The organism is Allobosea sp. P4_C6, assembly GCF_056402015.1.
In genome coordinates, this window is the sequence record NZ_JBFUIF010000008.1 from 158,372 (window position 1) to 181,458 (window position 23,087).

The 23,087-nt window shown below is 67.7% G+C and carries 21 protein-coding genes; 13 read left to right on the forward strand and 8 right to left on the reverse strand.

Annotated features, from left to right (window positions below):
- Positions 1 to 2 precede the first annotated feature (2 nt).
- The 8 genes from AC1DVA_RS08515 (at position 3) to AC1DVA_RS08550 (ending at position 8,364) form a co-directional block, all read left to right on the forward strand.
- On the forward strand, positions 3 to 2,324 hold the full coding sequence (locus AC1DVA_RS08515) for a chemotaxis protein CheA (protein ID WP_476805597.1): 2,322 nt from the start codon (positions 3 to 5) through the stop codon (positions 2,322 to 2,324).
- Positions 2,321 to 2,833 carry a chemotaxis protein CheW gene (locus tag AC1DVA_RS08520; protein ID WP_265054219.1) on the forward strand — a complete coding sequence of 171 codons (513 nt, stop codon included), beginning with the start codon at positions 2,321 to 2,323 and terminating at the stop codon, positions 2,831 to 2,833. Before AC1DVA_RS08515 ends, AC1DVA_RS08520 begins: the two co-directional genes overlap by 4 nt.
- A gap of 65 nt (positions 2,834 to 2,898) precedes the next feature.
- The gene (locus AC1DVA_RS08525; RefSeq protein ID WP_265054218.1) at positions 2,899 to 4,716 is read left to right on the forward strand and encodes a methyl-accepting chemotaxis protein; all 1,818 of its coding nucleotides are present in this window, start codon (positions 2,899 to 2,901) and stop codon (positions 4,714 to 4,716) included.
- A 3-nt stretch (positions 4,717 to 4,719) separates the two neighbouring features.
- A complete protein-coding gene (locus AC1DVA_RS08530; protein WP_265054217.1) occupies positions 4,720 to 5,598 on the forward strand; it encodes a CheR family methyltransferase in 879 nt (292 codons plus the stop codon).
- Complete coding sequence (locus AC1DVA_RS08535) at positions 5,595 to 6,188, forward strand: chemoreceptor glutamine deamidase CheD (RefSeq protein WP_265054216.1); 594 nt, start codon at positions 5,595 to 5,597, stop codon at positions 6,186 to 6,188. Before AC1DVA_RS08530 ends, AC1DVA_RS08535 begins: the two co-directional genes overlap by 4 nt.
- Positions 6,188 to 7,285: a chemotaxis-specific protein-glutamate methyltransferase CheB gene (gene cheB, locus AC1DVA_RS08540; RefSeq protein ID WP_476805598.1), complete on the forward strand. Its 1,098-nt coding sequence runs from the start codon at positions 6,188 to 6,190 to the stop codon at positions 7,283 to 7,285. Before AC1DVA_RS08535 ends, cheB begins: the two co-directional genes overlap by 1 nt.
- Before the next feature lie 10 nt (positions 7,286 to 7,295).
- Positions 7,296 to 7,682, forward strand: coding sequence for a response regulator (locus AC1DVA_RS08545; RefSeq protein ID WP_110488895.1), 387 nt, complete (start codon positions 7,296 to 7,298; stop codon positions 7,680 to 7,682).
- Positions 7,683 to 7,809: 127 nt separating this feature from the next.
- On the forward strand, positions 7,810 to 8,364 hold the full coding sequence (locus tag AC1DVA_RS08550) for a glutathione peroxidase (protein WP_476805599.1): 555 nt from the start codon (positions 7,810 to 7,812) through the stop codon (positions 8,362 to 8,364).
- A gap of 139 nt (positions 8,365 to 8,503) precedes the next feature.
- Here the strand turns inward: AC1DVA_RS08550 and mog are convergent, their stop codons facing one another.
- From mog to fliK, 4 genes are all read right to left on the reverse strand, one after another.
- On the reverse strand, positions 8,504 to 9,037 hold the full coding sequence (gene mog, locus AC1DVA_RS08555) for a molybdopterin adenylyltransferase (protein ID WP_265054213.1): 534 nt from the start codon (positions 9,035 to 9,037) through the stop codon (positions 8,504 to 8,506).
- Positions 9,038 to 9,131: 94 nt separating this feature from the next.
- Positions 9,132 to 10,295 carry a GNAT family N-acetyltransferase gene (locus AC1DVA_RS08560; protein WP_265054212.1) on the reverse strand — a complete coding sequence of 388 codons (1,164 nt, stop codon included), beginning with the start codon at positions 10,293 to 10,295 and terminating at the stop codon, positions 9,132 to 9,134.
- Positions 10,292 to 10,585 (reverse strand): EscU/YscU/HrcU family type III secretion system export apparatus switch protein, encoded by a 294-nt coding sequence (locus AC1DVA_RS08565; RefSeq protein ID WP_265054211.1) that lies wholly within the window; start codon positions 10,583 to 10,585, stop codon positions 10,292 to 10,294. Before AC1DVA_RS08565 ends, AC1DVA_RS08560 begins: the two co-directional genes overlap by 4 nt.
- A complete protein-coding gene (fliK, locus tag AC1DVA_RS08570; RefSeq protein ID WP_265054210.1) occupies positions 10,582 to 12,183 on the reverse strand; it encodes a flagellar hook-length control protein FliK in 1,602 nt (533 codons plus the stop codon). Before fliK ends, AC1DVA_RS08565 begins: the two co-directional genes overlap by 4 nt.
- 156 nt (positions 12,184 to 12,339) lie before the next feature.
- On the opposite strand from fliK, the gene AC1DVA_RS08575 reads away from it, so the two are divergent.
- Both AC1DVA_RS08575 and AC1DVA_RS08580 read left to right on the forward strand, forming a co-directional pair.
- Positions 12,340 to 13,350, forward strand: coding sequence for an aldo/keto reductase (locus AC1DVA_RS08575; RefSeq protein ID WP_265054209.1), 1,011 nt, complete (start codon positions 12,340 to 12,342; stop codon positions 13,348 to 13,350).
- 218 nt (positions 13,351 to 13,568) lie between these two features.
- Positions 13,569 to 15,383 (forward strand): monovalent cation:proton antiporter-2 (CPA2) family protein, encoded by a 1,815-nt coding sequence (locus AC1DVA_RS08580; RefSeq protein ID WP_265054208.1) that lies wholly within the window; start codon positions 13,569 to 13,571, stop codon positions 15,381 to 15,383.
- 10 nt (positions 15,384 to 15,393) lie between these two features.
- Here the strand turns inward: AC1DVA_RS08580 and AC1DVA_RS08585 are convergent, their stop codons facing one another.
- The gene (locus tag AC1DVA_RS08585; protein WP_265054207.1) at positions 15,394 to 15,717 is read right to left on the reverse strand and encodes a hypothetical protein; all 324 of its coding nucleotides are present in this window, start codon (positions 15,715 to 15,717) and stop codon (positions 15,394 to 15,396) included.
- Positions 15,718 to 15,811: 94 nt separating this feature from the next.
- Positions 15,812 to 16,432, reverse strand: a complete 621-nt coding sequence (locus AC1DVA_RS08590) for a TetR/AcrR family transcriptional regulator (RefSeq protein WP_265054206.1) — start codon at positions 16,430 to 16,432, stop codon at positions 15,812 to 15,814.
- A 111-nt stretch (positions 16,433 to 16,543) separates the two neighbouring features.
- Here AC1DVA_RS08590 and AC1DVA_RS08595 point away from each other — a divergent pair, with 111 nt between their 5' ends.
- The gene (locus AC1DVA_RS08595; RefSeq protein ID WP_476805600.1) at positions 16,544 to 17,284 is read left to right on the forward strand and encodes an SDR family NAD(P)-dependent oxidoreductase; all 741 of its coding nucleotides are present in this window, start codon (positions 16,544 to 16,546) and stop codon (positions 17,282 to 17,284) included.
- Positions 17,285 to 17,386: 102 nt separating this feature from the next.
- Here the strand turns inward: AC1DVA_RS08595 and AC1DVA_RS08600 are convergent, their stop codons facing one another.
- Both AC1DVA_RS08600 and AC1DVA_RS08605 read right to left on the reverse strand, forming a co-directional pair.
- Positions 17,387 to 18,193 carry an MBL fold metallo-hydrolase gene (locus AC1DVA_RS08600; RefSeq protein WP_476805601.1) on the reverse strand — a complete coding sequence of 269 codons (807 nt, stop codon included), beginning with the start codon at positions 18,191 to 18,193 and terminating at the stop codon, positions 17,387 to 17,389.
- Positions 18,194 to 18,292: 99 nt separating this feature from the next.
- Positions 18,293 to 18,832: a hypothetical protein gene (locus tag AC1DVA_RS08605; protein WP_476805602.1), complete on the reverse strand. Its 540-nt coding sequence runs from the start codon at positions 18,830 to 18,832 to the stop codon at positions 18,293 to 18,295.
- 161 nt (positions 18,833 to 18,993) lie between these two features.
- On the opposite strand from AC1DVA_RS08605, the gene ettA reads away from it, so the two are divergent.
- On the forward strand, positions 18,994 to 20,646 hold the full coding sequence (gene ettA / locus AC1DVA_RS08610; protein ID WP_265054202.1) for an energy-dependent translational throttle protein EttA: 1,653 nt from the start codon (positions 18,994 to 18,996) through the stop codon (positions 20,644 to 20,646).
- Positions 20,647 to 21,010: 364 nt separating this feature from the next.
- Positions 21,011 to 22,615 (forward strand): arylsulfatase, encoded by a 1,605-nt coding sequence (locus tag AC1DVA_RS08615; protein ID WP_476805603.1) that lies wholly within the window; start codon positions 21,011 to 21,013, stop codon positions 22,613 to 22,615.
- Positions 22,616 to 23,087 lie beyond the last annotated feature (472 nt).

Here is a 23,087-nt window from a genome sequence, read left to right on the forward strand (position 1 = left end):
CGATGGATCCGTTGGCAGAACTCAAGCAGACCTTCTTCCAGGAATGCGAAGAGCTTCACGGGGCGTTGGAGCTGAAGCTCCAGGCGCTCGACGAGGGCTCGACCGATCCTGAGGATGTCAATGCCGCTTTTCGCGCCATCCACTCGATCAAGGGTGGCGCCGGCGCTTTCGGCTGCACCGAGCTGGTGGGCTTCGCGCATGTCTTCGAGGCTTCGCTCGATCATCTGAGGTCGGGCCGCGTCGCGATCGAGGATGCGCCGTTCTCGCTCTTCCTGCGCTGCTCCGATGCGGTTGCCGATCTGGTGTCCGCGGCGCGCAACGACGAGCCCGCGACCGAGCGGCCTGATCTGCTGGCCGCACTTGAACAGGTCGGCAAGGAGCCGCAGGCCCCGGTGGCGGCACCCGTTGCCGCACCCGCACCTGCCGCCGCTCCGGCGCCTGCCGCCCCTGTCGCGGACAACGATGCCCCAATTGGCATCGCTGCGCTCGGCAACCTGCTCGCCATGGTCGAGGCGAAGACCGCCGCGCCCGCCTCCGCCGATGACGGCTGGGACGACGAGCCCGTGGCGGCTGCGCCTGCCGCCGTGAAGCCGGGACAGAACGTTCGCCTGCGCATCGTGCCGGAGACCGACCTGTTCCGCCGCGTGATAGAGCCGCGCGTCGTGCTCGGCTCGTTGCCAGTCGACGATGTCGTCGCGATCCGCTGCGACCTGAGCCAGGTGCCGCCGCTGGAGAGCCTCGACGTCACCGATTGCTGGATGCGTTTCGAGGTCGATCTGCAGACCGAGCTTTCCGTCGAGGAACTGCACGGCCGCTTCGATTTCAGCCTCGCCAACGAGGAATTCGAGATCCAGATGCTCGCGACGGCTCCGGCCATCGAAGCGACGCCCGCCTCCGAGCCTGCCGCGGCAATCTCCGAGGTATCGAGCTCCGTGGCCGCGGATCTGTCCGCAATCCTGGCGAAGCTCGGCGCATCTCCCGAGCCCGCGAGTCAGCCCGACGTTGCCCCAGTGCCGGCAGTGGCGCCGGTTGCGGCAGCAATCGCGCCGGCTCCTGTGGCTGAGGCGGCTGCCGCTCGCGCCGCTCCGCGGGCGCCCGCCAATGATCAGTCGACGCGCCAGCGCCAGGCGGTCAGCGTGCGCGTCGATCTCGAGCGCATCGACAAGCTGATGAATCTCGTCGGCGAGATCGTCATCACCCAGTCGATGCTGGTCGAATGCGTGCGCTCGCTGCCCTATGACGTCCATGCCAAGACCGCCGAGGGCATCCTGACCCTGTCGCGCCAGACGCGCGAGCTGCAGGACCATGTCATGGCGGTGCGCGCGCAGCCGGTGAAGGCCGTGTTCCAGCGCATGCCGCGCTTGGTGCGGGAACTGGCCCAGACGCTCGGCAAGGAAGTGCGCCTCGTGCTCGAAGGCGAGAACACCGAGGTCGACAAGACGATCATCGAGGAGCTCGCCGACCCGCTGACCCACATGATCCGCAACTCGATGGATCACGGGCTGGAGACGCCGGAAGACCGCATCGCCGCGGGCAAGAGCCCCGAAGGCACGATCAAGCTCATCGCCGAGCATCGCGCCGGGCGTATCGTCATCTCGGTCACGGATGACGGCCGCGGCATCGGCCGCGACAGGCTGCTCGCGAAAGCCAAGTCGCGCGGCCTCGTCGGAGCCGACGAGCGGCTGCAGCCGGAGGAGATCGACCAGCTGATCTTCGCGGCTGGCCTCTCCACGGCGGAAGCCGTCAGCGACATCTCGGGCCGCGGCGTCGGCATGGACGTCGTGCGCCGCAACGTCGAATCGCTCGGCGGGCGCATCAGCGTCGATTCCGAGCCGGGGCGCGGCTGCAAGTTCACGCTCGCCCTGCCGCTGACGCTCGCCGTGCTGGAAGGCATGGTGATCCGCTGCGGCGACGATCGCTACGTCATCCCGATCGCCTCGGTCATCGAGACGCAGCATCTGGCGTCGACGCCGATCGAGCGGCTGCCCTTCGGCCAGGAAGTGCTGCGCTGGCGCGGCGAGGTGACGCCGCTCTACCGGCTGGGCGACGTGATGGGCTCGATGGGGACGACCAACGAGAACATCGTCATCATCGCCGAGACCGAACGCGGCAACAATGTCGGCATCGCGGTAGACGAGATCGTCGGTCAGCAGCAGGTCGTGGTGAAGAGCCTCGAAGCGAATTACGGGGCGGTCAACGGCGCCTCGGCGGCGACGATCCTCGGCGACGGCCTCGTCGCCCTGATCCTGGATATCGACTCCATGCTGCGGCTCGCCGCTTCCGGCGGCCGGAACCCTCAATCTGACCTCAAAATGGCTGGATGACCATGACCCTCCAACTCGGCGAAAAGCACTTCTCGTCCGCACAGCCTGAATCGGCTGCGCGCCGGATCGTCACCTTCAAGGTCGGCGACCGCACCTTCGGCATCGATGTCGGCATGGTCCGCGAGATCAAGGGCTGGCAGGCGACGACGCCGCTGCCGCATGCGGCCCCGCATGTGCGCGGCGTGCTCAATCTGCGCGGCGTGATCCTGGCTGTCTACGACCTGCGCACCGCGATCGGCATGGGCGTGACCGATGCCTCCGCCACGCATGTCATCGTCGTCGTCGACGTCGAGGACAAGACGGCGGGCCTGCTGGTCGACTCGGTCTCTGACATCGTCGACGTGCCGGTCTCGGCCGTGCGCCCGGCGCCGGATCTGGAGCGCGACGAGCATGGCCTGATCGAAGGCCTCGTCCTGCTCGACAGCGACATCGTGGCGCTGCTCGATCTGGCGGCGGTGATCCGGGACGGCGGCGGCGAAGCGCTGCTCAAGACCAGCCGGGCTGCCTGAGCATCTTTTTGAACAAGCCCGAGCGTAGCGTCCAAGCGGGCCAGAACAAGAAACGATCGGACCCCATGGGCAGCGCGCTCGGCCCCTTTTCACGACTCTCGGTCAGCCAGCCGCTGACCGCGGCCGGCTCGGCAGCACTTGCCGGCGGGCTCGCCTATTACGCGGCCTCGACAGGCACGCCCGTCATGGCGGCTCTGAGCGTCTCCGCCGTGGCCCTGCTCGGTGGCCTCGCCGCCTGGGGCGCGACCCGCTCCGTGGCCGGTGTCTCGCGTGCCGCGACGCGCCTGGCGGAGGCCGGTGAGTGGGCGCTGCCGGCGGCGACCGGCTCGGGCGAGGCAGCCGAATTGTCGCGCGCACTCGCCACATTGCACGAGCAGGGGCAGGAGGCCGTGCGGCTGCGCGCAGCGCTCGACCATGGCCGCGCCAACGTCATGATCTGCGATCCGGAAGGCCGGATCATCTACGCCAGCAAGGGCCTTCTGCGCTTCTTCGCCGAGGCGCAGGAGGATTTCCGCGCCGCTTTCCCGGGATGCTCGGCCAAGGACATGCTCGGGCGCGTGATGGAGCGGGTGCGCGGGGAGCATCGCCTCGCCGCCGGCCAGTCCGTCCGCCTGACGCTCGGACGTCGGACGATCTGCCTGGCGCTGACGCCCATCGAAGGCGGGGAGGGCCGCAGTCTCGGCACCGCTGTCGAGTGGCAGGAGCTGACCGACGAACTGGCCGCCGCAGCCGAGGTCTCGCAGCTGATCGAGGCGGCCCTCGATGGCGATTTTTCGCGCCGCGTCGGCGCGCAGGGCAAATCCGAGGTGCTCGCCCGGATGGCCGGAGGCATGAACCGGATCAACGAGTTGCTCGACAATGCCTTCGCCGATATCGCCGAGGTGGCCGAGGGGCTGTCGGAGGGTGATCTGACGCGCCGCATGGGCGGCATCCACCGGGGCCGGCTTGGCCAGATCCAGCACGATATCAACGAGGCGCTCGGCGTGCTCGGCGAACGGATCGAGATGATCCGCGCCACCGCCGGGTCGATCTCCCACGCCGCCATCGACGTCAACACAGTCGCCGCCGATCTCGCGATGCGCACGGACCAGATCGCCGTGGATCTCGGCGAGGCCTCGGGCGCGGCGGCGGAAATCGCCGCATCGGTCGGGCGCAGCAGCGCGCATTCGCGGGAGGCGAGCGATCTCGCCGGCACCACGATGGGCGTGGCGCGGGAAGGCCAGAGCGTGGTGGCGCGGGCGGCCGGGGCGATCGAGCGGATCGAGAGTTCCTCGCTGCGGATTTCCGAGATCGTCGGGGTGATCGACGAGATCGCCTTCCAGACCAATCTGCTGGCGCTCAACGCGGCGGTCGAGGCGGCGCGTGCCGGCGATGCCGGCAAGGGCTTCGCCGTGGTCGCGTCCGAGGTGAGGTCCCTGGCGCAACGCTCGGCGCAGGCGGCCAAGGACATCAAGGGCCTGATCGCAACGTCGAACGGGCAGGTCGCGGAAGGCGTGGGGCTGGTGCGTGAGACCGGCGAGACGCTCGGCCGCATCGTCGCCGCTGTGAACAGCGTGTCCACGACCGTTGCCGAGATTTCAGCCGTGAGCGCCAAGCAGGCCCACGGCATGGGTGGGGTGAACCGAAGCGTGTCTCAGGTGGACAAGGGTATACGGCAGAATGCCGAACTGGCAGGGCGCGGCGTGCAGGCCGCGGGCGAACTCGCGGGGCAGGTCGCGATGTTGAGCGAGATCGTCGATGCGTTCCGCCCGACAACTGCGCCCCGCTGGGTTGAGCCGCAGCATGCGCGCCGGGCGATGCCGGCCCCGATGGCGCCCGAGCCGCGCCTGCCCCTGCAGACACAGCCTCGCCGTGTCGCGGCAGGCGGACGGATGGGAGGCTGAAGCATGTCCAGACCGACATCGCTTTCCAGCATGGCCGCCCTCCAGCCCGCCATGGCCGACATCACCCTGACGCGCGACGATATGAGCTTCATCGCGAAGCTGGTCTACGACCAAGCCGGCATCGTCATCCGCGAGCACAAGGAGGCGATGACGCGCGGGCGGCTGGCGCGTCGCGTCAAGGCGCTCGGCATGGGCTCGGTCGCCGAATACTGCGCCTTCCTGAAGACGCCGCAGGCAGCCGGAGAGCTGCCCGAGCTGATCAATGCGGTAACGACCAACCACACCGCCTTCTTCCGCGAGCGCCACCATTTCGACCATCTGCGCAAGGATGTGATGCCGCGGCTGCTGCAGGAGCGGGCCGGGCGCCGCGGGCGCATCCGCATCTGGTCATCCGCCTGTTCCTCGGGGGAGGAGGCCTATTCGATCGCGGCCTCCTGCCGCGACGTCATGGGCGCGCGCAGCGATCTCGATTTCAAGATCCTGGCGACCGACATCGACACCGACATCCTGGCGCGGGCCGAGGCCGGCATCTATCCGGCGGAGCTGTTCGAGCGGCTGCCGGCCGATGTGAAGCCGATGCTCAAGCTGGAAGGCGGGGTGGGGCGAGGCGATGCCCGCATCAGCGAGGATCTGCGCCGGCTGGTCGCCTACAAGCGGCTGAACCTGATCGAGAAATGGCCGATGAGCGGTCCGTTCGACATCATCTTCTGCCGCAACGTCTTCATCTATTTCGATACGCAGACCAAGGCCTCGATCCTCGATCGGTTCGTCGCGCTGCTGTCGCCCGGCGGCTTCCTCTATCTCGGCCATTCGGAATCGCTGCCGCAGCCGCATCCGAACCTGCGCCTCATCGGCCGAACCATCTACGAGAGGACAGCATGAGCGTCTCACGATCCTCTCGCCGCTATTTCGACCCGCGCTTCGAGGCGACGATCATCACCGTCGCGCCGGGCGAGCACGAGATCACCTCGGCCAAGGACGAGATCGTCGCGACCGTGCTCGGCTCCTGCGTCTCGGTCTGCCTGCGCGATCCGCAGATCGGCGTCGGCGGGCTCAACCATTTCCTGCTGCCGAAGAACAACGGCAGCGCCGATGCCAGCGCCGGCGAGCGCTATGGCGACACGGCGATGGAGGTGCTGATCAACGACCTGCTCAAGCGCGGCGCGAGGCGCAGTAATTTCGAGGCGAAGGTCTTCGGCGGCGCGCGCGTGCTCTCGGGTGCGACGATGCTCGCCATCGGCGACGGCAACATCGCCTTCGTCAACGAATTCCTGAAGGTCGAGGGCATTCCCGTCGTCTCGCGGGATGTGGGTGGCACGCGCTCGCGGCGCATCCACTACCAGCCCTCGACGGGCCGTGCCTGGGTGCAGCACGTCCAGCCCACCTCGCGCGACAGCGGCCACGAGCAGGAAATCGCTTATCTCAACCGGCTCAAGACCCAGCCCGTGGCTGGTGAAGTGGAGGTCTGGTGATGAACATGCCGACGTCCCCCGCAGCGCCGATCAAGGTCCTGGTCGTCGACGACTCCATCTTGATGCAGAAGCTGATGACGCAGATCATCGACTCTGCGCCCGGCTTCAAGGTGATCGGCGTCGCCGGCAGCGCGGAGGAGGGCTGGGACGCCATCCAGGCGCTGCGCCCGGATGTGTTGACGCTCGACCTCGAACTGCCCGGGCGGCACGGCCTCAAGCTGCTGGCGCGGGTGCTGAAGCAGGACCCGCTGCCCGTGCTCATCGTCTCGGCCTTCGGCGGGCCGGGCGCCGACAACACCATCCAGGCGCTGGAGCTCGGCGCCATCGACTTCATCGAGAAGCCTGATGGCACGACCCACACGCTCGAAGGCTTCATGAAGCATCTCGTCGCGGCGCTGCAGCGCGCCTCGGCCAGCCGCAAGATGATCGCCGCCGCGCGCCAGATGGCTCAGATCACCGCTCCCGCCCGCCCGGCGCCACTGAGGGAGCCGGCGCGCGCCGGAAAGACCTCGCTGATCGCGATCGGCGCCTCCACCGGCGGCGTGCCGGCCGTGCAGACGGTGATGCGCGACCTCGCCCATCTCAGGCTTCCGGTCGTCGTGGTGCAGCACATGCCGCCCGGCTACACCGCGAAGTTCGCGGCACGGCTCGCGACCGCGACTGGGCTCGATGTCCGCGAGGCGGCGGATGGCGACCGGCTGCGGCCCGGCATGGCGGTGGTGGCACCGGGGGGCTTGCGCCATCTCGAAGTCGAGGAGCGGCGCGGCGAGCTCGTCTGCGTGCTCAAGGAAGGCCCGCTCGTCAGCGGCCATTCGCCCTCCGTCGACGTCATGTTCCATTCCGTGGCACGCAGCCTCGGCGCGCATGCGGTCGGCATCCTGCTCACCGGCATGGGCCGCGACGGCGCTGACGGTTTGTTAGCTATGCGCAAAGCCGGGGCCGAGACGTTAATCCAAAGTGGGGAGACCTGCGTGGTAAACGGGATGCCGAAAGCGGCCTTCGAGTTGGGAGCCGCCGACAGGGTCGTTCCGCTGGACCAGATCGGGGCCGCGGTCAGCCAGCTGATCGGCGAGCGCCCGAACCTGCGGAGCGCGTAAGGAGAAAGTTATGTCAAAGGCCAGAAGCGAGTACCGCATCCTGGTGGTCGACGACCAGAAGAGCATGCGCGGCCTGGCGACCTATTTCCTGAAGCAGATCGAGTTTCAGGACATAGACGAGGCGGAGAACGCCCGCGAAGCGCTGATGAAGATGCAGACCAAGCGCTACGATCTGCTGCTGCTCGACTGGAACATGGACGGCATGAGCGGCATCGACCTGCTGCGCGCCATCCGCTCGGTGCCGGAGCTCAACCAGATCAAGATCATCATGGCGACCTCGGAACGCTCGGTCGACAAGATGGACGAGGCGACCACCAATGGTGCCGACCATTATGTGGTGAAGCCCTATGAGCTGCGTGACCTCGAGGTCCGGGTGAAGAAGGTCCTCGCCTGCTGAGTTTTTGCTCGCTGGCCGTCCGCTCGCGAGAATTTGCCTTGCCCCTGCGCCCCGGAGCCGAAAGGCTGCCGGGGCGCATCCGTTTGCGCTCCGCCGACGTATCGGTGCGGAACGAGGGAGGCGAAGCATGGACAGGCGCTCGGTGATCTCGGGCCTCGGTGCGTTGGCGGCGATGCCGGGCATGGCTTTCGCCCAGGCACGCAGCGATGCCCATGCTTTCGGTTTCGACCGGCCGGGCGGAGGGCGACTAGCGCTCGGCGATTATCGCGGCCGGCCGATCCTCGTCGTCAACACGGCGACGCGCTGCGGCTATGCCGGCCAGATGGCCACGCTGGAGCAGCTCTGGCAGCGCTACCAGACGCGCGGCCTGATGCTGGTGGCGGTCCCGAGCAACGATTTCGGCGGGCAGGAACCGCTCGACGGCGCCGCCATCGCCGAGGCGGGGCGCCAGAGCCATGGCGCGACCTATGCCTTCGTCGAGAAGACCGTGGTGCGTGGGCCGCAGGCCCATCCCTTCTATCGCTGGGCGGCGGCGGAGCGGCCGACCGAGACGCCGCGCTGGAATTTCCACAAATACCTGATCGGCCGCGACGGCGCCTTGATCGGCGGTTTTCCGGCGGCGACCGACCCACTCTCGCCGCAGCTCGTACGCGCGATCGGCGAGGAGCTTCAGGCGGGGTGAATTCCGCCATTCCCGGCCTTTGGCGAGAGCGTCATTCTCGGGCGGAGCGAAGCTCAGACCCGAGAATCTCAGGCAAGACGAAGCGCGGGAGTCTCTTTCGGCAGGAGATGCTTGGGTCAAGCCCGAGCATGACGTGCTTCTATTTCTTCGGCCGGAAGGCGGTGATCAAAGCTGGGTCGGTTTCGAGGTAGGGACCCTCGATCAGGTCGATGCAGTAGGGGATCGCCGGCATCACCGCGTCCAGGCATTCGGCGATAGCGCGCGGGCGCCCCGGCAGGTTGACGATCAGCGTCCTGCCGCGGATGCCCGCGGTCTGGCGCGAGAGGATCGCGGTCGGCACCTTGGCGAGGCTGACCTGGCGCATCAATTCGCCGAAGCCGGGCATCGGCTTCTCGATCACGTCCTCGGTCGCCTCCGGAGTGACGTCGCGCGGGGCCGGGCCGGTGCCGCCGGTGGTGACGACGAGGCAGCAGCCCTCGCGGTCGGCGAGCTCGATCAGGGTCTCGGCGATGAGCCTGCGATCGTCGGGGATGACGCGCGCGACCGCCTCCCACGGGGAAGTCAGCACTTTCGCCAGATAGTCCCGGATCGCGGGACCACCCTCGTCGGTGTAGACGCCGGCCGAGGCGCGGTCGGAGACGGTGACGATTCCAATCCGGGCGGCCGTGGTCATCGGGCGTCTCCTGCGCAGCACCCGGCTCTATCGGGCGGGAGGAAGGCCGGTCAAGCGCGTGAGCCGCACGGGGGCGCGCTCTTCAATCTGTTACTCAACGCCCTTTCGGAGGAGACGCCCGCCCCGACCGAGCCTTGACGGCCTCCCGCAGGCGCCGCAGCCACATCCGGCTGAAGGCGGCGACCTGCGCTGCGCCGGGCTTGCCGGGCCCGATGCGGATGATGGCGTTGGCCATCTCGCGGCGCTCGCCCCAGACATAGGTGCCGGGATCGACGCCTTCGCCCGCGCCGCTGTCGAAGAGGGCGGGCGGCGTGCCGGCGAGGTCGGCCTGGAGCATCGCGATCGTCAGGGTGCGGCCCGGCGAATGGCGCGCCTGCGCCTCGTCATAGGCGATCTTGAGGAAGTGGCGGCGGTCTCCGCTTTCGACGAGCAGGCCGGTGGCGAGCACCTGGCCATCGAGCAGGAGGGTGTCGATCTGCAAGGTATCCTCGGCTGCGAAGAGCTCGGCCATCCGGCGGATATAGGCGGCGTCCGCCGGCAGGCAGGCGATCGCCGTCCCGGTCTCACCCTTCCAGCCTGCGGCTTCGAGGGTGAGGAACGCATCGAGCGCGTCCAGCGCCGCGCGGCCGCGGCTGCGGCGGAAGGTCAACGCACCCTGCTTCGCGACGGCCCGGAACTGCTGCATCCGCTTCTTGTAGCCGGAGCCCAGCGCGCGCCGCAGATAACGTTCGGAGTCGTCGCCTGGCTGGGGGATCATGACGGGCCGGACCCAGCGCTCATAGGTCGAGATCCGGCTGCCGGTCTGGCGGCAGGCTTCCGCGAGGGTGGCGTAGCAGGCGCCGTCGAGGGGCAGGAGCGGCAGCAGCAGCGTATGCGGCAGATCGCCGGAGGCGACGAGATAACGCAGCAGGGCCCGGGCCGCATCCGCTGCATGGTCGCGGTCGAGCACGGGCAGGGAGGAGACTTCGTAGAGCGGCACCAGCGGCGCGGCGAGGGCGCTGGCGAAGCCGCTGCGCCAATCGCGCTCGCGCCGGAAGGCCCAGACGCCCACCAGTTGCTCGAAATCCAGCGCCTCGCTGAACCAGGCGCAGAGCACGATGATGTCGTCCTCAGGCACGAGCATCGTCGCGGCCGTGACGGCGCTCGGCGCCATATGCGGGTTGGGCTCCAGCGCGTGGCCGGCAAGCTCCGCGAAAGCCGGTCCCAGCTCCGCGTAGGCGGCAGGGCCGATGCGCCTGACGACGATTCCGGTGGTCAAGGTCGATGGCCGTCCCGGTTCAGCCGGCGCATCTCGCCACGCAGCGACAGCACGAAGGCGATGACCTGCGCCGTCGCCCGGTAGAGTTCCTCCGGGATCTGGTCGTCGAGCTCGACCGTCGAGAGGGCCTGAGCGAGGATGGCGTTCTGCTCGACGGCGACGTCGTGCTCGCGCGCGGTCGCGACGATGCGCTCGGCCAGTTCGCCGCGGCCCTTGGCGGTGACGCGCGGCGCCCCGTGCCCGTCATATTCGAGCGCGACGGCGATGCGGGGCGGCTGCGGCGCGCTCATGAGAGGCGATCCAGGAACTGGCCGGCCGTCGGCTGCATCACGCGTGGCTGGCCCGTATGGACATCGACGGCGCCGCTGGCAAAATCGGCATGGAGCAGGGCGCTCTCCAGGCCGGGTGCCGCACCGCGCAGGATCTGGCTGGTTTCGTCGCGTTCCGCCCAGAGCGTCACGCCGACATCGCGGCCCTGCAGGGTGACGACGCCTTGCAGCGGGCCCATCGGCTCGACATCGAGGGCGAAGCGGATGCGCCAGAGCGGCGGGCTCACGCCCTGTACGTCCCGGCGCGGCGCCTCGCGCTCCACATGCAGGGGCAACATCGCGGTGCCATGCTGGAAGGCGATGGGGATCTCGGCGAGCCAGCGTTGCGCCGGCTGGGTGCCGTCCTGGCGGGCTGGCTCCAGCGGCAGCGAGGCGTATTGCGTCAGCTTGATGCGGTCGAGCGCCGCCTCGGTCTGGCCGAGCAGGGTTTCGGCGATGGCGAGCGGCTTTTCGCCAGGCGCAAGCGTCGGCTCAGTGGCGGGTTGCGGCAGGAGCGGGCCGTCGCGGCGGGGCGGGGCGGCACGGGCCGTTTGGTCCGCGGCGGTGCCCGGCGCGATCTCGGTGTGCTGCTCGGCGGTGAGCGCAATGGCTGCCCGTTCCAGGCGGGTCGCCTTCGAATCCGGGGAGAGGGATTCGACGATCGGCAGCAAGGTCTCGCGCAGCGCCTGCAGGCTGGCCTTCAGGTCGCCCTGTCGCGGTGGCGGTTCGCCCGCCGCCTGGTGGGCCTCCATGAACAGTCCGGAGCTCTGGAACGCCTCCTTCAGGCGCTGCGCCGTGACAGGCTGGCGCTCGGCCGGCACGGCCTGGGCGAGCACGCGGTCGATCGCCGGCAGCAGGGTCTTGGGCAGCGCGAGCGCGATCGAACCCTCCGCGAGGCCGCGCAGATTGGCGAAAAGCGGGGCGAGGCTGTCCTGCCGATGCAGCACGGCGCCGAGCAGGGGGCCGGCGAGCAGGCGCGCAGCGGCTGCGGTCAGGGCCGCTGGAATCGCAGGTATTGCCGCAGCAGCGGGTGCAGCGCCCTGCGGCACGGTCGCGGGTGCCGGGGCAGATGGTTCTGCGGTGGCGCGCGCCAGCTGAGCGGCTGCGACAGATATGGGTGGAGCGCTGCCAGCGGAGGGTTGCTGCGGGGCCTGATTCGGCTGCGGCGAGCTGGAAGCGGGCGGGGCAGCCGCGGGAGCGGGCAGGACGGCGGCAGGCGCAGCAGCAGAACCGGTCGCAGGCGGCGGCGTGAGGGGTTGCTGTGCGATCGGAGCGCCGGATGGCGAGGTTGGCGGGCGGACTTCCACCAGCGTGGCGCGTAAATCGCCGCCGGGCTGCTCGGGCGGGTCGAGCCGCAGGAGCAGCGTCGCCCCCGGCTGCAGCGCCGCTTGCCGTGCCTGCGGTCCGGCGAGGACGAGCGCGACCTTCGTGTCGCCGATCGCGGCCGTGGCCGTGCCGTCCGGCTCCAGCGAGAGCAGCTTCGCCTGTACCGTCCGGCCAGCCGTCAGCTCGCCTGCCGCGTCGAGCGCCTGCAGCAGGGTGGCGAAGGTCTGGCTCTTGACGAGCTGGGCGAGGTTCATCGGGCTGCCATGTGACGACAAGTCATTCTGTCAGGAAAGATTAAGCATTTCCTTGCCGTTGGCTGCGCTACGCAGGGCGCGCCTGCGTCATGGCCTCTGGAATCCACGGGGAGGCTGCGGCACGCTTCGCCATCTCCGATCCGAAGGATGACCGTCATGGATTATCGCCGCCTCGGCCGCTCCGGCCTCCAGGTCTCGCCGCTCTGCCTGGGCACGATGATGTTCGGCGGCCCGACCGACGAGGCAGCCTCGCGCCGGATCGTCGATCACGCCCGCGAAGCCGGGATCAATTTCATTGACACGGCCGATGCCTACAATGAGGGGCGCTCGGAGGAGATCACCGGCAGGGCTATCGCCGCCAACCGCTACGACTGGGTGCTGGCGACCAAGGTGGCCAATGCGATGGGGCCGGGGCCGATGAGCGGCGGGCTGTCGCGCCGCTGGATCATGCAGGCCTGTGAGGACAGCCTGCGCCGGCTCGGCACCGAGACGATCGACATCTATTACCTCCACAAGGAGGACCGTCAGACGTCGCTGAAGGAGACGGTACATGCGATCGCCGACCTCGTCCGGCAGGGCAAGATCCGGCATTTCGGCGTCTCGAACTACCGCGCCTGGCGGCTGGCCGAGATCTGCCGGCTCTGCGACGAGCTCGGCATCGACCGACCTGCCGTGAGCCAGCCCTATTACAACGCGATGAACCGCATGCCCGAGGTCGAGCATCTGCCGGCCTGCGGCTATTTCGGGCTCGGCGTAGCCTCCTATTCGCCGCTGGCGCGCGGCGTTCTGACGGCGAAATACGCACCCGGTCAGGCACCGGCGGAGGGCACGCGCGCCGGGCGTGGCGACCGCAGGATCATGCAGGCCGAATGGCGCGAGGAGAGCCTCGTCATCGCCCGGACGATCAAGGAGCATGCCGCCAGGAAGGGGCTGACGCCGATCCAGTTCGCGGTGCGCTGGGTGCTGAACAACGCCTTCCTCACGGCAGCCATTGCCGGCCCGCGCACCTTCGAGCAGTGGGAGGCCTATCTCGCGGCGCTCGATGCTGGTTTCGACAAGGAGGACGAAGCGCTGGTCGACAGCCTCGTGCCGCCGGGCCACCCCTCGACGCCGGGCTATTCCGATCCGGCCTATCCGCTGGAAGGGCGGGTCAGCCGCGCGGGATAGTGCTGCGCCACTTCTTGTTCGGGGTTCAATGCCGATGGAACCATCGCCGTCATCCCGGGCTTGACCCGGGATCCATGCCGGAGCGCTTCCAATCACGGTTCAGGCCTGGATCCCGGCTCTGCGCTTTGCTCCGGCCGGGATGACCTGCGTTTCCATCGCAACACCGCATGCTCTAGGTTGGGGCACCGGTTGAGGTGAGCCGGCGCGAAGGAGGACGGATGGCGGCCGAGGCAGGATTGACGGGCGACCTCGTGAAGGTCGTGGCGCTGCTCGGCGCGGGCGTCGTCGCGGTTCCGATCTTCCGCAAGCTGGGTCTCGGTTCCGTGCTCGGCTATTTCGGCGCGGGCATCGTCATCGGCCCCTTCGGCCTCGGGCTGTTCTCCAACCCGGAAGGCATCCTGCATATCGCCGAATTCGGCGTGGTGATGTTCCTCTTCGTCATCGGCCTGGAGATGCAGCCCTCGCGGCTATGGGGGCTGCGGCGCAGCATCTTCGGGCTGGGCATCGCGCAGGTTCTCGCCTGCGGCTTCCTGCTGACGCTGTTCGGCATGGCCGGCGGACTCGACGTCAAGGTCGCCTTCATCGCGGCGATGGGCTTCGTGCTGTCCTCGACCGCCGTGGTCATGCAGATGCTGAACGAGCGCGGCGAGACCTCGACGCCGCAGGGCCAGAAAGCCGTCTCGATCCTGCTGCTGGAAGACCTCGCCATCGTGCCGCTGCTCGCGATCGTCGCGCTGCTGTCGCCGCAGCGCGGCAGCGCCGAGCACGCCTGGGTTTCCTTCGCCATCGCCGGCGGGGCGCTGGGCGGGCTGATCGCGGCGGGGCGCTGGCTGCTAAACCCGATGTTCCGCGTGCTGGCGGCCGCCGAGGCCCGCGAGGTGATGACCGCCGCGGCGCTTCTCGTCGTGCTCGGCGCGGCGCTCGCCATGCAGCTTGGCGGGCTGTCGATGGCAATGGGCGCTTTCCTCGCCGGTGTGCTCCTGTCGGAATCCACCTTCCGCCATCAGCTGGAAGCCGACATCGAGCCGTTCCGCGGCATCCTGCTCGGCCTGTTCTTCCTCGCCGTCGGCATGTCGCTCGACCTCGCGGTCGTCTCGCACGAGTGGCGGCTCGTCCTGGTTGCCGTCATCGGCTTCATGGCGGTCAAGGCGCTCGGCATCTTCATCGTCGCCAAGATCTTCGGCTCGGACTGGCGCGAGGCGATCACGCGCGTCGCTCTGTTCTCGCAGGGCGGCGAATTCGCCTTCGTGCTCTACGCGGCTGCGGCGGCGGCCGGCATATTCGACCCGCGCATCACCGCAATCGCAAGCGGCACCGTCATCATCTCCATGGCGCTGACGCCGCTGCTGGCGCTGGCGCTAGACCGCTTCCTGCCGGCGCCCAAGACCGATCTCGACGGCATCGAGGTGGCGGATGGCTTGCGGGCGCAGGCGCTGATCGTGGGGTTCGGCCGCTTCGGCCAGGTCGCCAGCCAGGCGCTGCTCGCCCGCGGCATCAGCGTCTCGATCATCGATTTCGACGTCGACATGATCCGCGCCGCGTCGCAGTTCGGCTTCAAGCTCTATTACGGCGACGGGACGCGGCGCGACATCCTCCATGCCGCCGGGGCCGAGCGGGCCGAGGTCATCGTGGTCTGCGTCGAGCGGCGGCAGACGGCGGATGCGATCGTGCAGCTGGCGCAGGCCGAATTCCCGCATGCCAAGCTGTTCGTGCGCGCCTATGACCGCGGCCATGCGCTCGACCTGGTCCATGCCGGCGTCGACTACCAGATCCGCGAGACCTTGGAATCGGCGATGGTCTTCGGCACGGCGCTGCTCAAATGCCTCGGCGTTCCCGCGGACGAGGCCGAGGAGATCGAGGCGGATGTGCGCCGGCGCGACGAGGAACGCTTCGACCTGCAGCTGGCGGGAGATTTCTATGCGGGGCGCGAACTGCTGCGGCACAACACGCCGACGCCGACGCCGCTGACCAAGCCGAAGCGGCCGGGGCAGATGCCGGCCAACCTGCCGGACGATCTCGGCGGCGACTACTGAAGCGCCGGGGTCAGTTCAGGATGCAGAAGCCGCCGACCACGACATCGGTCCGGCACCAGGGCTTCTGAGCGCCTTCATTGGCGGTCAGGCGGAGCAGGACAGGCTCCTCGCGCGGCGCGCCGGAGGCCGGGAAGGGCGCTCGCTCGGGTTGGCCGGCTTCCGCGGCCTTGGCGCCGGCGATACCTGCAGCGCCGGGAACGACGACGATGCTGTGGCTGGTCTTGGTGGCGGGAGCGGAACCGCCGCGCCCGGAGCGGAAGCGGGCGGCCTCGGCCTGGATGGGCAGCAGGGCGGCGACAGCGAGCAGGCAGGCGAAGGCGGCGATGCGGCGCATGGAGCGGTCTCCCGATTGCAGGCAGGATGCCGCGATCGGCCGCTACGGCAAGGAAAGCCTGGGATCAGCCTCAGCGAGGCGTTAACGGCGAGGATCAAGCTGCGGCGTCGCGCGGCTGAGTCAGGCTGTCCCAGGCCGCCATGGCTCCGCGCACGATCGCTTCCAGCGTTGCGCGCGAAGCGCCGTCGCGGGCCTGGATCGACATGCCCTGCTGGACAGTGACGTAATAGCTGGAGAGCGGGTGCGTATCGAGCGAAGCGGGCAGTTCGCCGGCCGTAATGGCCCGGTTCAGCCGCTCCTCGATCATCGTGACGCTGCCGGCCCTCATTTCGCGCAGGATGCGGCTCGTCTCCTCGCCGACGCCGACCGCGTTGACCGCCGAGAGCACGACCATGCAGCCGGGCGGGCGACCCGGCCGGGTGAAGGTCGCGGCGCTCGCCATGAGATAGCCCTCGATCGCCGCCCGCGCTGTCCGCGCGTCGCTCAAGGGCGCGAGGATGTCGTCGCTTTCGGTCGCGGCGAAATGGCCGATGGCCTCGCGATAGAGCTCCTCCTTGCTGCCGAAGGCGGCATAGAGGCTCGGGGAGTTGATGCCCATGGCGTCGGTGAGGTCGCTCATCGACGCGGCCTGGTAGCCGCGATCCCAGAACACATCCATGGCGCGCTCCAGCGCGGCCTGCCGGTCGAAACTGCGTGGACGGCCCCGCTCGGCCATGTCGCCTGCCCCTCGAAGTTATTCTGTGTCGATCGATATATATTTCTCTTGACGCCCCGGGCAAGCGCCTCATGTATTTATGTATCGATCGTAACATAAATGGAGTTTCCCATGTCACGCCTTGCTGGAAAGCGCGCGCTCGTCACTGGCGGCAGCCGCGGAATCGGCGCTGCCATCGCCAAGCGGCTGGCCGCCGAAGGCGCAGATGTCGCGCTGACCTATGAGCGTTCGGCCGACAAGGCGGCCGAAATCGTGAAGGCGATCGAGGCTCTCGGCCGCAAGGGCGTCGCGGTGGCGGCCGACAGCGCCGATCCCGAAGCGGTGAAGCGCTCGGTGAACGAGGCGGCGAAGGCGCTCGGCGGGCTCGACATCCTCGTCAACAATGCCGGCATCTATCGTGGCGGCCCGGTCGCGGACTGGAGCCTCGCCGATATAGACGCCACGCTCGCCGTGAACGTCCGCGCCGTGGTGCTGGCCTCGCAGGCTGCCGCCGCGCATCTGGGCGAGGGCGGGCGGATCATCTCGATCGGCTCCTGCCTCGCCGACCGCGTGGTCGAGCCCGACATCACGCTCTATGCGATGAGCAAGGCGGCGCTGATCGGCTTCACCAAGGGTCTGGCGCGCGATCTCGGCCCGCGCGGCATCACCGTCAACATCGTCCATCCCGGCTCGACCGATACCGACATGAACCCGGCCGATGGTCCGGGCGCCGAGGCGCAGCGGTCGCGCATGGCGATCCCGCGCTACGGCAGGCCGGAGGATATCGCCGGTGCCGTCGCCTATCTCGCGAGCGATGAAGGCCGCTTCATCACCGGCGCCGGCTTCGCCATCGACGGCGGCGTCAACACCTGAATGGCATGCTCGGGCTTGGCCCGAGCATCTCGTGACCAGATGATGCAGAAGCCTTTTCCGGCCTGAGAGTCTCGGGTCGCGCCCGAGAATGGCGGCAAGGACTCAATGCCCGGGCAGCACGATCATGGTGGGCTTCGCCGGCAGCGTGGCCTTGCTCAGCGTGATCGTCGACTGCCCGCGGCGCTCGACCGGCCAGAGGTCCTGCGTCCGGGCGAGGAAGCGGTTCAAAGTGCCGCCGCCGAAGAAGTGCATGGGGATCATGACGCGGGCCTGGACCGTCTTCAGCACCTCCAGCATGCCGTCCTGGTCGAGCGTGTAGCTGCCGTCGACCGGGAAGAGAACGATGTCGACGCGGCCGAGCGCGCGCAGATGGCCGGGCTCAAGCGGGTGATGCAGGTGGCCGAGATGGGCGATACAGAGCTCGCCGATCTCGAAGACGAAGATCGAGTTGCCGTCATAGTCGGTGCCGCCGTCATAGCTGCGGATATTGGTCGGCACATTGCGGACGCGGACGTCGCCGAGCGTGACATCGTGTTTCGCCGCGCCCTGTCCCGAAACGTCCCAGCCGGGCAGCACGCGCTTGATGGCGGGGTCGGGGCTGCGGGAATTATGGGTCGAATGCGCCTTGTTCATCGTGGCGATGTCGGGCGTGACCGGGGGACGGACATAATCGTTGTAGTCCGTCGCGATCTTCATCCCGCCCGGCGTCTCGATCAGGAAGGTCGCGTGGCCGACGAAGGTGAGCCGCACCTCGTCCTCCGCCAGGTTGATACGCTGGATCGGCAGCTTCAGGCTCGCCATCTCCGGCCGGCAGCCCGGTTCTTCAGACTGGGCGTGGACCGATGCGGGGGCAAAGCCGAAGGCGGCGGCGACGAAAGCCAACAGGCCGAAGGTGCGCGACAGATTCATCGACCGGCTCCCGCTTTTCACTCGTCTGCGACGATCAGGCAAATGGCGGGCCGTGGGAAGCGCTCTGGCGGTTTCGTGAACCGGACCGCGCACGGCGATTCAGTCCGGCCGGATCTCGACATGCGCGCCAGCCAGGCGGCGGTACAGCTTCCTGCGGCGCAGGATCGGCACCCAGTCGTAGAGAAACATCTCGGCCGGGCGCCAGATCACCACCCAGCCGATGATGATCAGGCTTTCCTGGAAGACGCGCGCGAAGGGGCCTTCGCTGCCTTGCGTCAGCAGCCAGCTTAGAAACAGGCAGGCGGCGAGGCCGGCAAAGCCGATGGCGAAGGCCAGGCGCCCGTCGCGAAACAGCTCGCGCAGGGCCTGGGTTTCCGTGCGCGCTCGGCTGGCGAACCAGCTGGTGATCGCCGTGGCGAGATCGGGCACCGGCCGGTCGGCGGCATCGGCCCTTTCGAGATGGATCACGATCGCGATCGGCGCGTCCTTCGGCAGGTCGCGCGCCCAATCGACGATGTACGCATCGGCCTCCGCCGCGATGTCGCCCTCGCGGAAGGGGAAGGGGTCGAGCGTGTTGAAGAGCTGCGCGCCGTCGCGCAGCCTGAGTTCGATCGTGGCCTTGCCGTTCTGCTCTGACATGTCGGATGGGCCCCGGCCGGTTTGCGCCTGCATTGTTCAGGACGCGCTTGCCCGCCGCAATCGCCCGATGCGGTTGCGGCCAGCGGCGCCGCTCGCTACATAGCGGCCAGATTTCCCGACATCTCGTCGCCAAGCGTCTGAAAGCGGAGCCCGCTCGCCCCATGTCCCGCCAGTTCATCTACCATATGCGTGGCCTGTCCAAGACCTATCCGGGCGGCAAGCAGGTGCTGAAGGACATCCACCTGTCCTTCTACCCGGACGCCAAGATCGGCGTGCTCGGCGTCAACGGCGCCGGTAAATCGACCCTGCTCAAGATCATGGCAGGGTTCGACAAGGAGTGGACCGGCGAGGCCTGGGTCGCGGAGGGCGCGCGCGTCGGATACCTGCCGCAGGAGCCGAAGCTCGATGAGACGCTGAACGTCCGCGACAACATCATGCTCGGCGTCGCGCCGCAGAAGGCGATCCTCGACCGCTACAACGAACTCGCCATGAACTATTCGGACGAGACCGCCGACGAGATGACCAATCTCCAGGACGAGATCGAGGCCAAGGGGCTGTGGGACCTCGATTCCAAGGTCGACCAGGCGATGGATGCGCTGCGCTGCCCGCCTGATGACTGGGAGGTCGGCAAGCTCTCGGGCGGTGAGCGCCGCCGCGTCGCGCTCTGCAAGCTGCTGCTGGAGCAGCCCGAGCTGCTGCTGCTCGACGAGCCGACCAACCATCTCGACGCCGAGACCACCGCCTGGCTCGAAGGCCATTTGCGCAGCTATCCGGGCGCGATCCTGATCGTCACCCACGATCGCTACTTCCTCGACAACGTCACCAGCTGGATCCTCGAGCTCGATCGCGGCCAGGGCATCCCCTACGAGGGTAACTACTCGGCCTGGTCGGTGCAGAAGCAGAAGCGGCTCGCCCAGGAAGGCCGCGAGGACGTCTCGCGCCAGAAGACGCTTGAGCGTGAGCAGGAGTGGGTTTCGGCCTCGCCCAAGGCCCGGCAGGCCAAGAGCAAAGCCCGCATCCAGCGCTATGACGAACTGGTGCAGAAGGCCTCGAACAAGGGGCCGGACACCGCCCAGATCATCATCCCGATCGCGGAGCGGCTCGGCAACAACGTCGTGGACTTCGAGGATTTGTCGAAGGGCTTCCAGGACAAGCTGCTGATCGACGGGCTGTCCTTCAAGCTGCCGCCGGGCGGCATCGTCGGCGTGATCGGCCCCAACGGCGCCGGCAAGACGACGCTGTTCAAGATGATCACCGGTGTCGAGAAGCCCGATGCCGGCACGATCAAGATCGGCGAGAGCGTCCAGCTCGGCTATGTCGACCAGAGCCGCGACTCGCTCGACGACAAGAAGAACGTCTGGGAAGAGATCTCGGGCGGCAACGACATCATCTATCTCGGCAAGAAAGAGATCAATTCGCGGGCCTATTGCTCGGCCTTCAACTTCAAGGGCGGCGACCAGCAGAAGAAGGTCGGCTCGCTCTCGGGCGGCGAGCGCAACCGCGTCCACCTCGCCAAGATGCTGAAGAGCGGCGCCAACGTCCTGCTGCTCGACGAGCCGACCAACGACCTCGACGTCGACACGCTCAGGGCGCTGGAAGAGGCGCTGGAGGATTACGCGGGCTGCGCCGTGATCATCAGCCACGATCGCTGGTTCCTCGACCGCATCGCGACCCACATCCTCTCCTTCGAGGGCGACAGCCATGTCGAGTGGTTCGAGGGCAACTTCGCCGAGTACGAGGAAGACAAGAAGCGCCGGCTGGGCATCGACTCCACCATCCCGAAGCGGATTCAGTACAAGAAGTTCACGCGCTAAGGCCCCGTCTCGGAAGCAGAAAGCCCCGCGGCACCAAGCGTGCCGCGGGGCTTTTCTTTTGGACTGAGTGGGCGGGAAAATCCGGTGCCGCTGATGCCCGAGATGGGATGAGCGGATCAAGCGATTTGCGAAATATGGCCCCTCACGAGCATTTCGACAGGAGTTCAGTTGAGTTGTGAGGCCGCGCGCCGGGTAAGCGGCTTCCGTAACCGTTACAGCGCTGCACGACAGCGGACACCGTCCTAGGCTCCTTCGGCGCAAGGCGCAGGTTATCTATGCCGACCCCGAGGGATGTGGTGGAGGACATGTCGTGGAATCCAAGGATGAACGCTCTTCGAAGGACGCTGCCTTAAATCGACGCTCGATGCTTCTCGGCGGGACCGTGCTCGCGGCGACGTCGAGTTATCTTGCCGGCGCGCCGGTCCAGACGGCGCAGGCCCAGCAACCGGCGCCCGCTCCAGCGGCATCGGCCGGCGGAAGAAAGCCCAATATTCTCGTCATCTTCGGCGACGACATCGGCGTCCCGCAGGTCAGCGCCTACACGATGGGGATGATGGGCTATCGCACCCCCAATATCGACCGTATCGCCAGCGAAGGCGCGATCTTCACGGATGCCTACGGCCAGCAGAGCTGCACCGCCGGCCGCGCCTCCTTCATCATCGGGCAGGAACCGTTCCGCACTGGCCTTCTGACGATCGGCATGCCTGGCGATCCGCATGGCATTGCCGAGTGGATGCCGACGATCGCCGACGCGCTCAAGACCGCGGGCTATGCCACCGGCCAGTTCGGCAAGAACCATCTCGGCGACCGCGACGAGCACCTGCCGACGCGCCACGGCTTCGACGAATTCTTCGGCAATCTCTACCATCTCAATGCCGAGGAGGAACCGGAGGGCTATTTCTACCCGAAGGACCCGGCCTTCAAGCGCCAGTACGGCCCACGCGGCGTGATCAAATCGAGCGCGGACGGCAAGATCGAGGATACCGGCCCGCTCGACACCAAGCGCATGCCGACCGTCGACGAGGAATTCCTGGCCGGTGCCAAGGACTTCATCGACCGGCAGGTGAAGGCTCAGAAGCCGTTCTTCTGCTGGTTCAACTCGACGCGCATGCACGTCTTCACCCATCTCAAAAAAGAATCGGTGGGCAAGACCGGCATGGGCATCCATGCCGACGGCATGGCCGAGCATGACGGGCATGTCGGGCAGCTTCTCAAGCAGCTCGACGATCTCGGCATCACCGACAATACCATCGTGCTCTACACCACCGACAACGGCGCCGAGATCGCGCTCTGGCCGGACGGTGCGATGACGATGTTCCGCGGCGAGAAGGGCACGACCTGGGAAGGCGGCTTCCGCATTCCCATGATGGTGCGCTGGCCGGGCGTGGTGAAGCCCGGCACGCAGGTCAACGAGATGATCACGCTGATGGACTGGTTCCCGACCTTCTGCGCCGCCGCCGGCCTCGGCGACGTCAAGGAGAAGATGAAGACCGGATTCCAGAGCGGCAACAAGACCTTCAAGGTCCATCTCGATGGCTACAACTTCATGCCCTTCCTGAAGGGCGACGAGAAGAAGGGGCCGCGCGAGACGGTGTTCTACTTCGACCAGGGCGGCAATCTCAATGCGCTGCGCTGGAATGACTGGAAGGTCAGCTTCGCTGTTGCCAGCGAAGGCAATATCGCGACCGCCACGCGAGAAGTGACCTCATGGGCGATGATCACCAATCTCCGCATGGATCCCTATGAGCGCGGCATGAAGGAGGGGGGCGAGTCGATGAAGTTCTTTGGCCAGCAGATGTGGCTGCTGGTGCCGGTCCAGACCAAGGTGAAGGAGTTCTTCTCCGACTTCGGCCAGTATCCCTACCAGGCCGGCAGTTCGCTGAACGCCTCCGGCATCAACTACGGGCTGTTGCAGCAGCAGTCTGCCCTGAAGCGCCTGAACGAGCTGGAACGCCTCGCGCCGAGATAAGCCCGGTATCGAAGGCGAGGCGCTACGCCAAGGTGCCTCGCCTTCGATCGGAGAAATCTCTGTCAAGTCCCGCATCCGCTGTAACGGTTACGGCCAACGCGTTTACAGCGTCCATGCCGCAGACGCAGCGAGCGCCCCTTAGGGCCGCTCAAGCCAGGGCTGCCCCTCTGCAGAAGCCAGCGCAAATTCCAGCGCGTACAGGGGCGCCGTCGACCACAGGGTAGTGTCTCCAATGGGTGGTGGTCTCAATCGGTAATCGCAACACGCTACTTTTCCTTTGGAGATGGAGCGTGGGTGATGAAGCAGCGGCGGCGGATCTACTATTCGGCGGCCCAGCGGGCTGAGATCTGGGATCGCTGGAAGGCCGGCGAGTCGATGAGTTCGATTGGGCGGCGGTTCGATCGGGAGTCCTCTTCGGTGTTCTCGGTGCTTTCGCCGACGGGCGGCATTCGGCCTCCAGACCGGCGGCGGG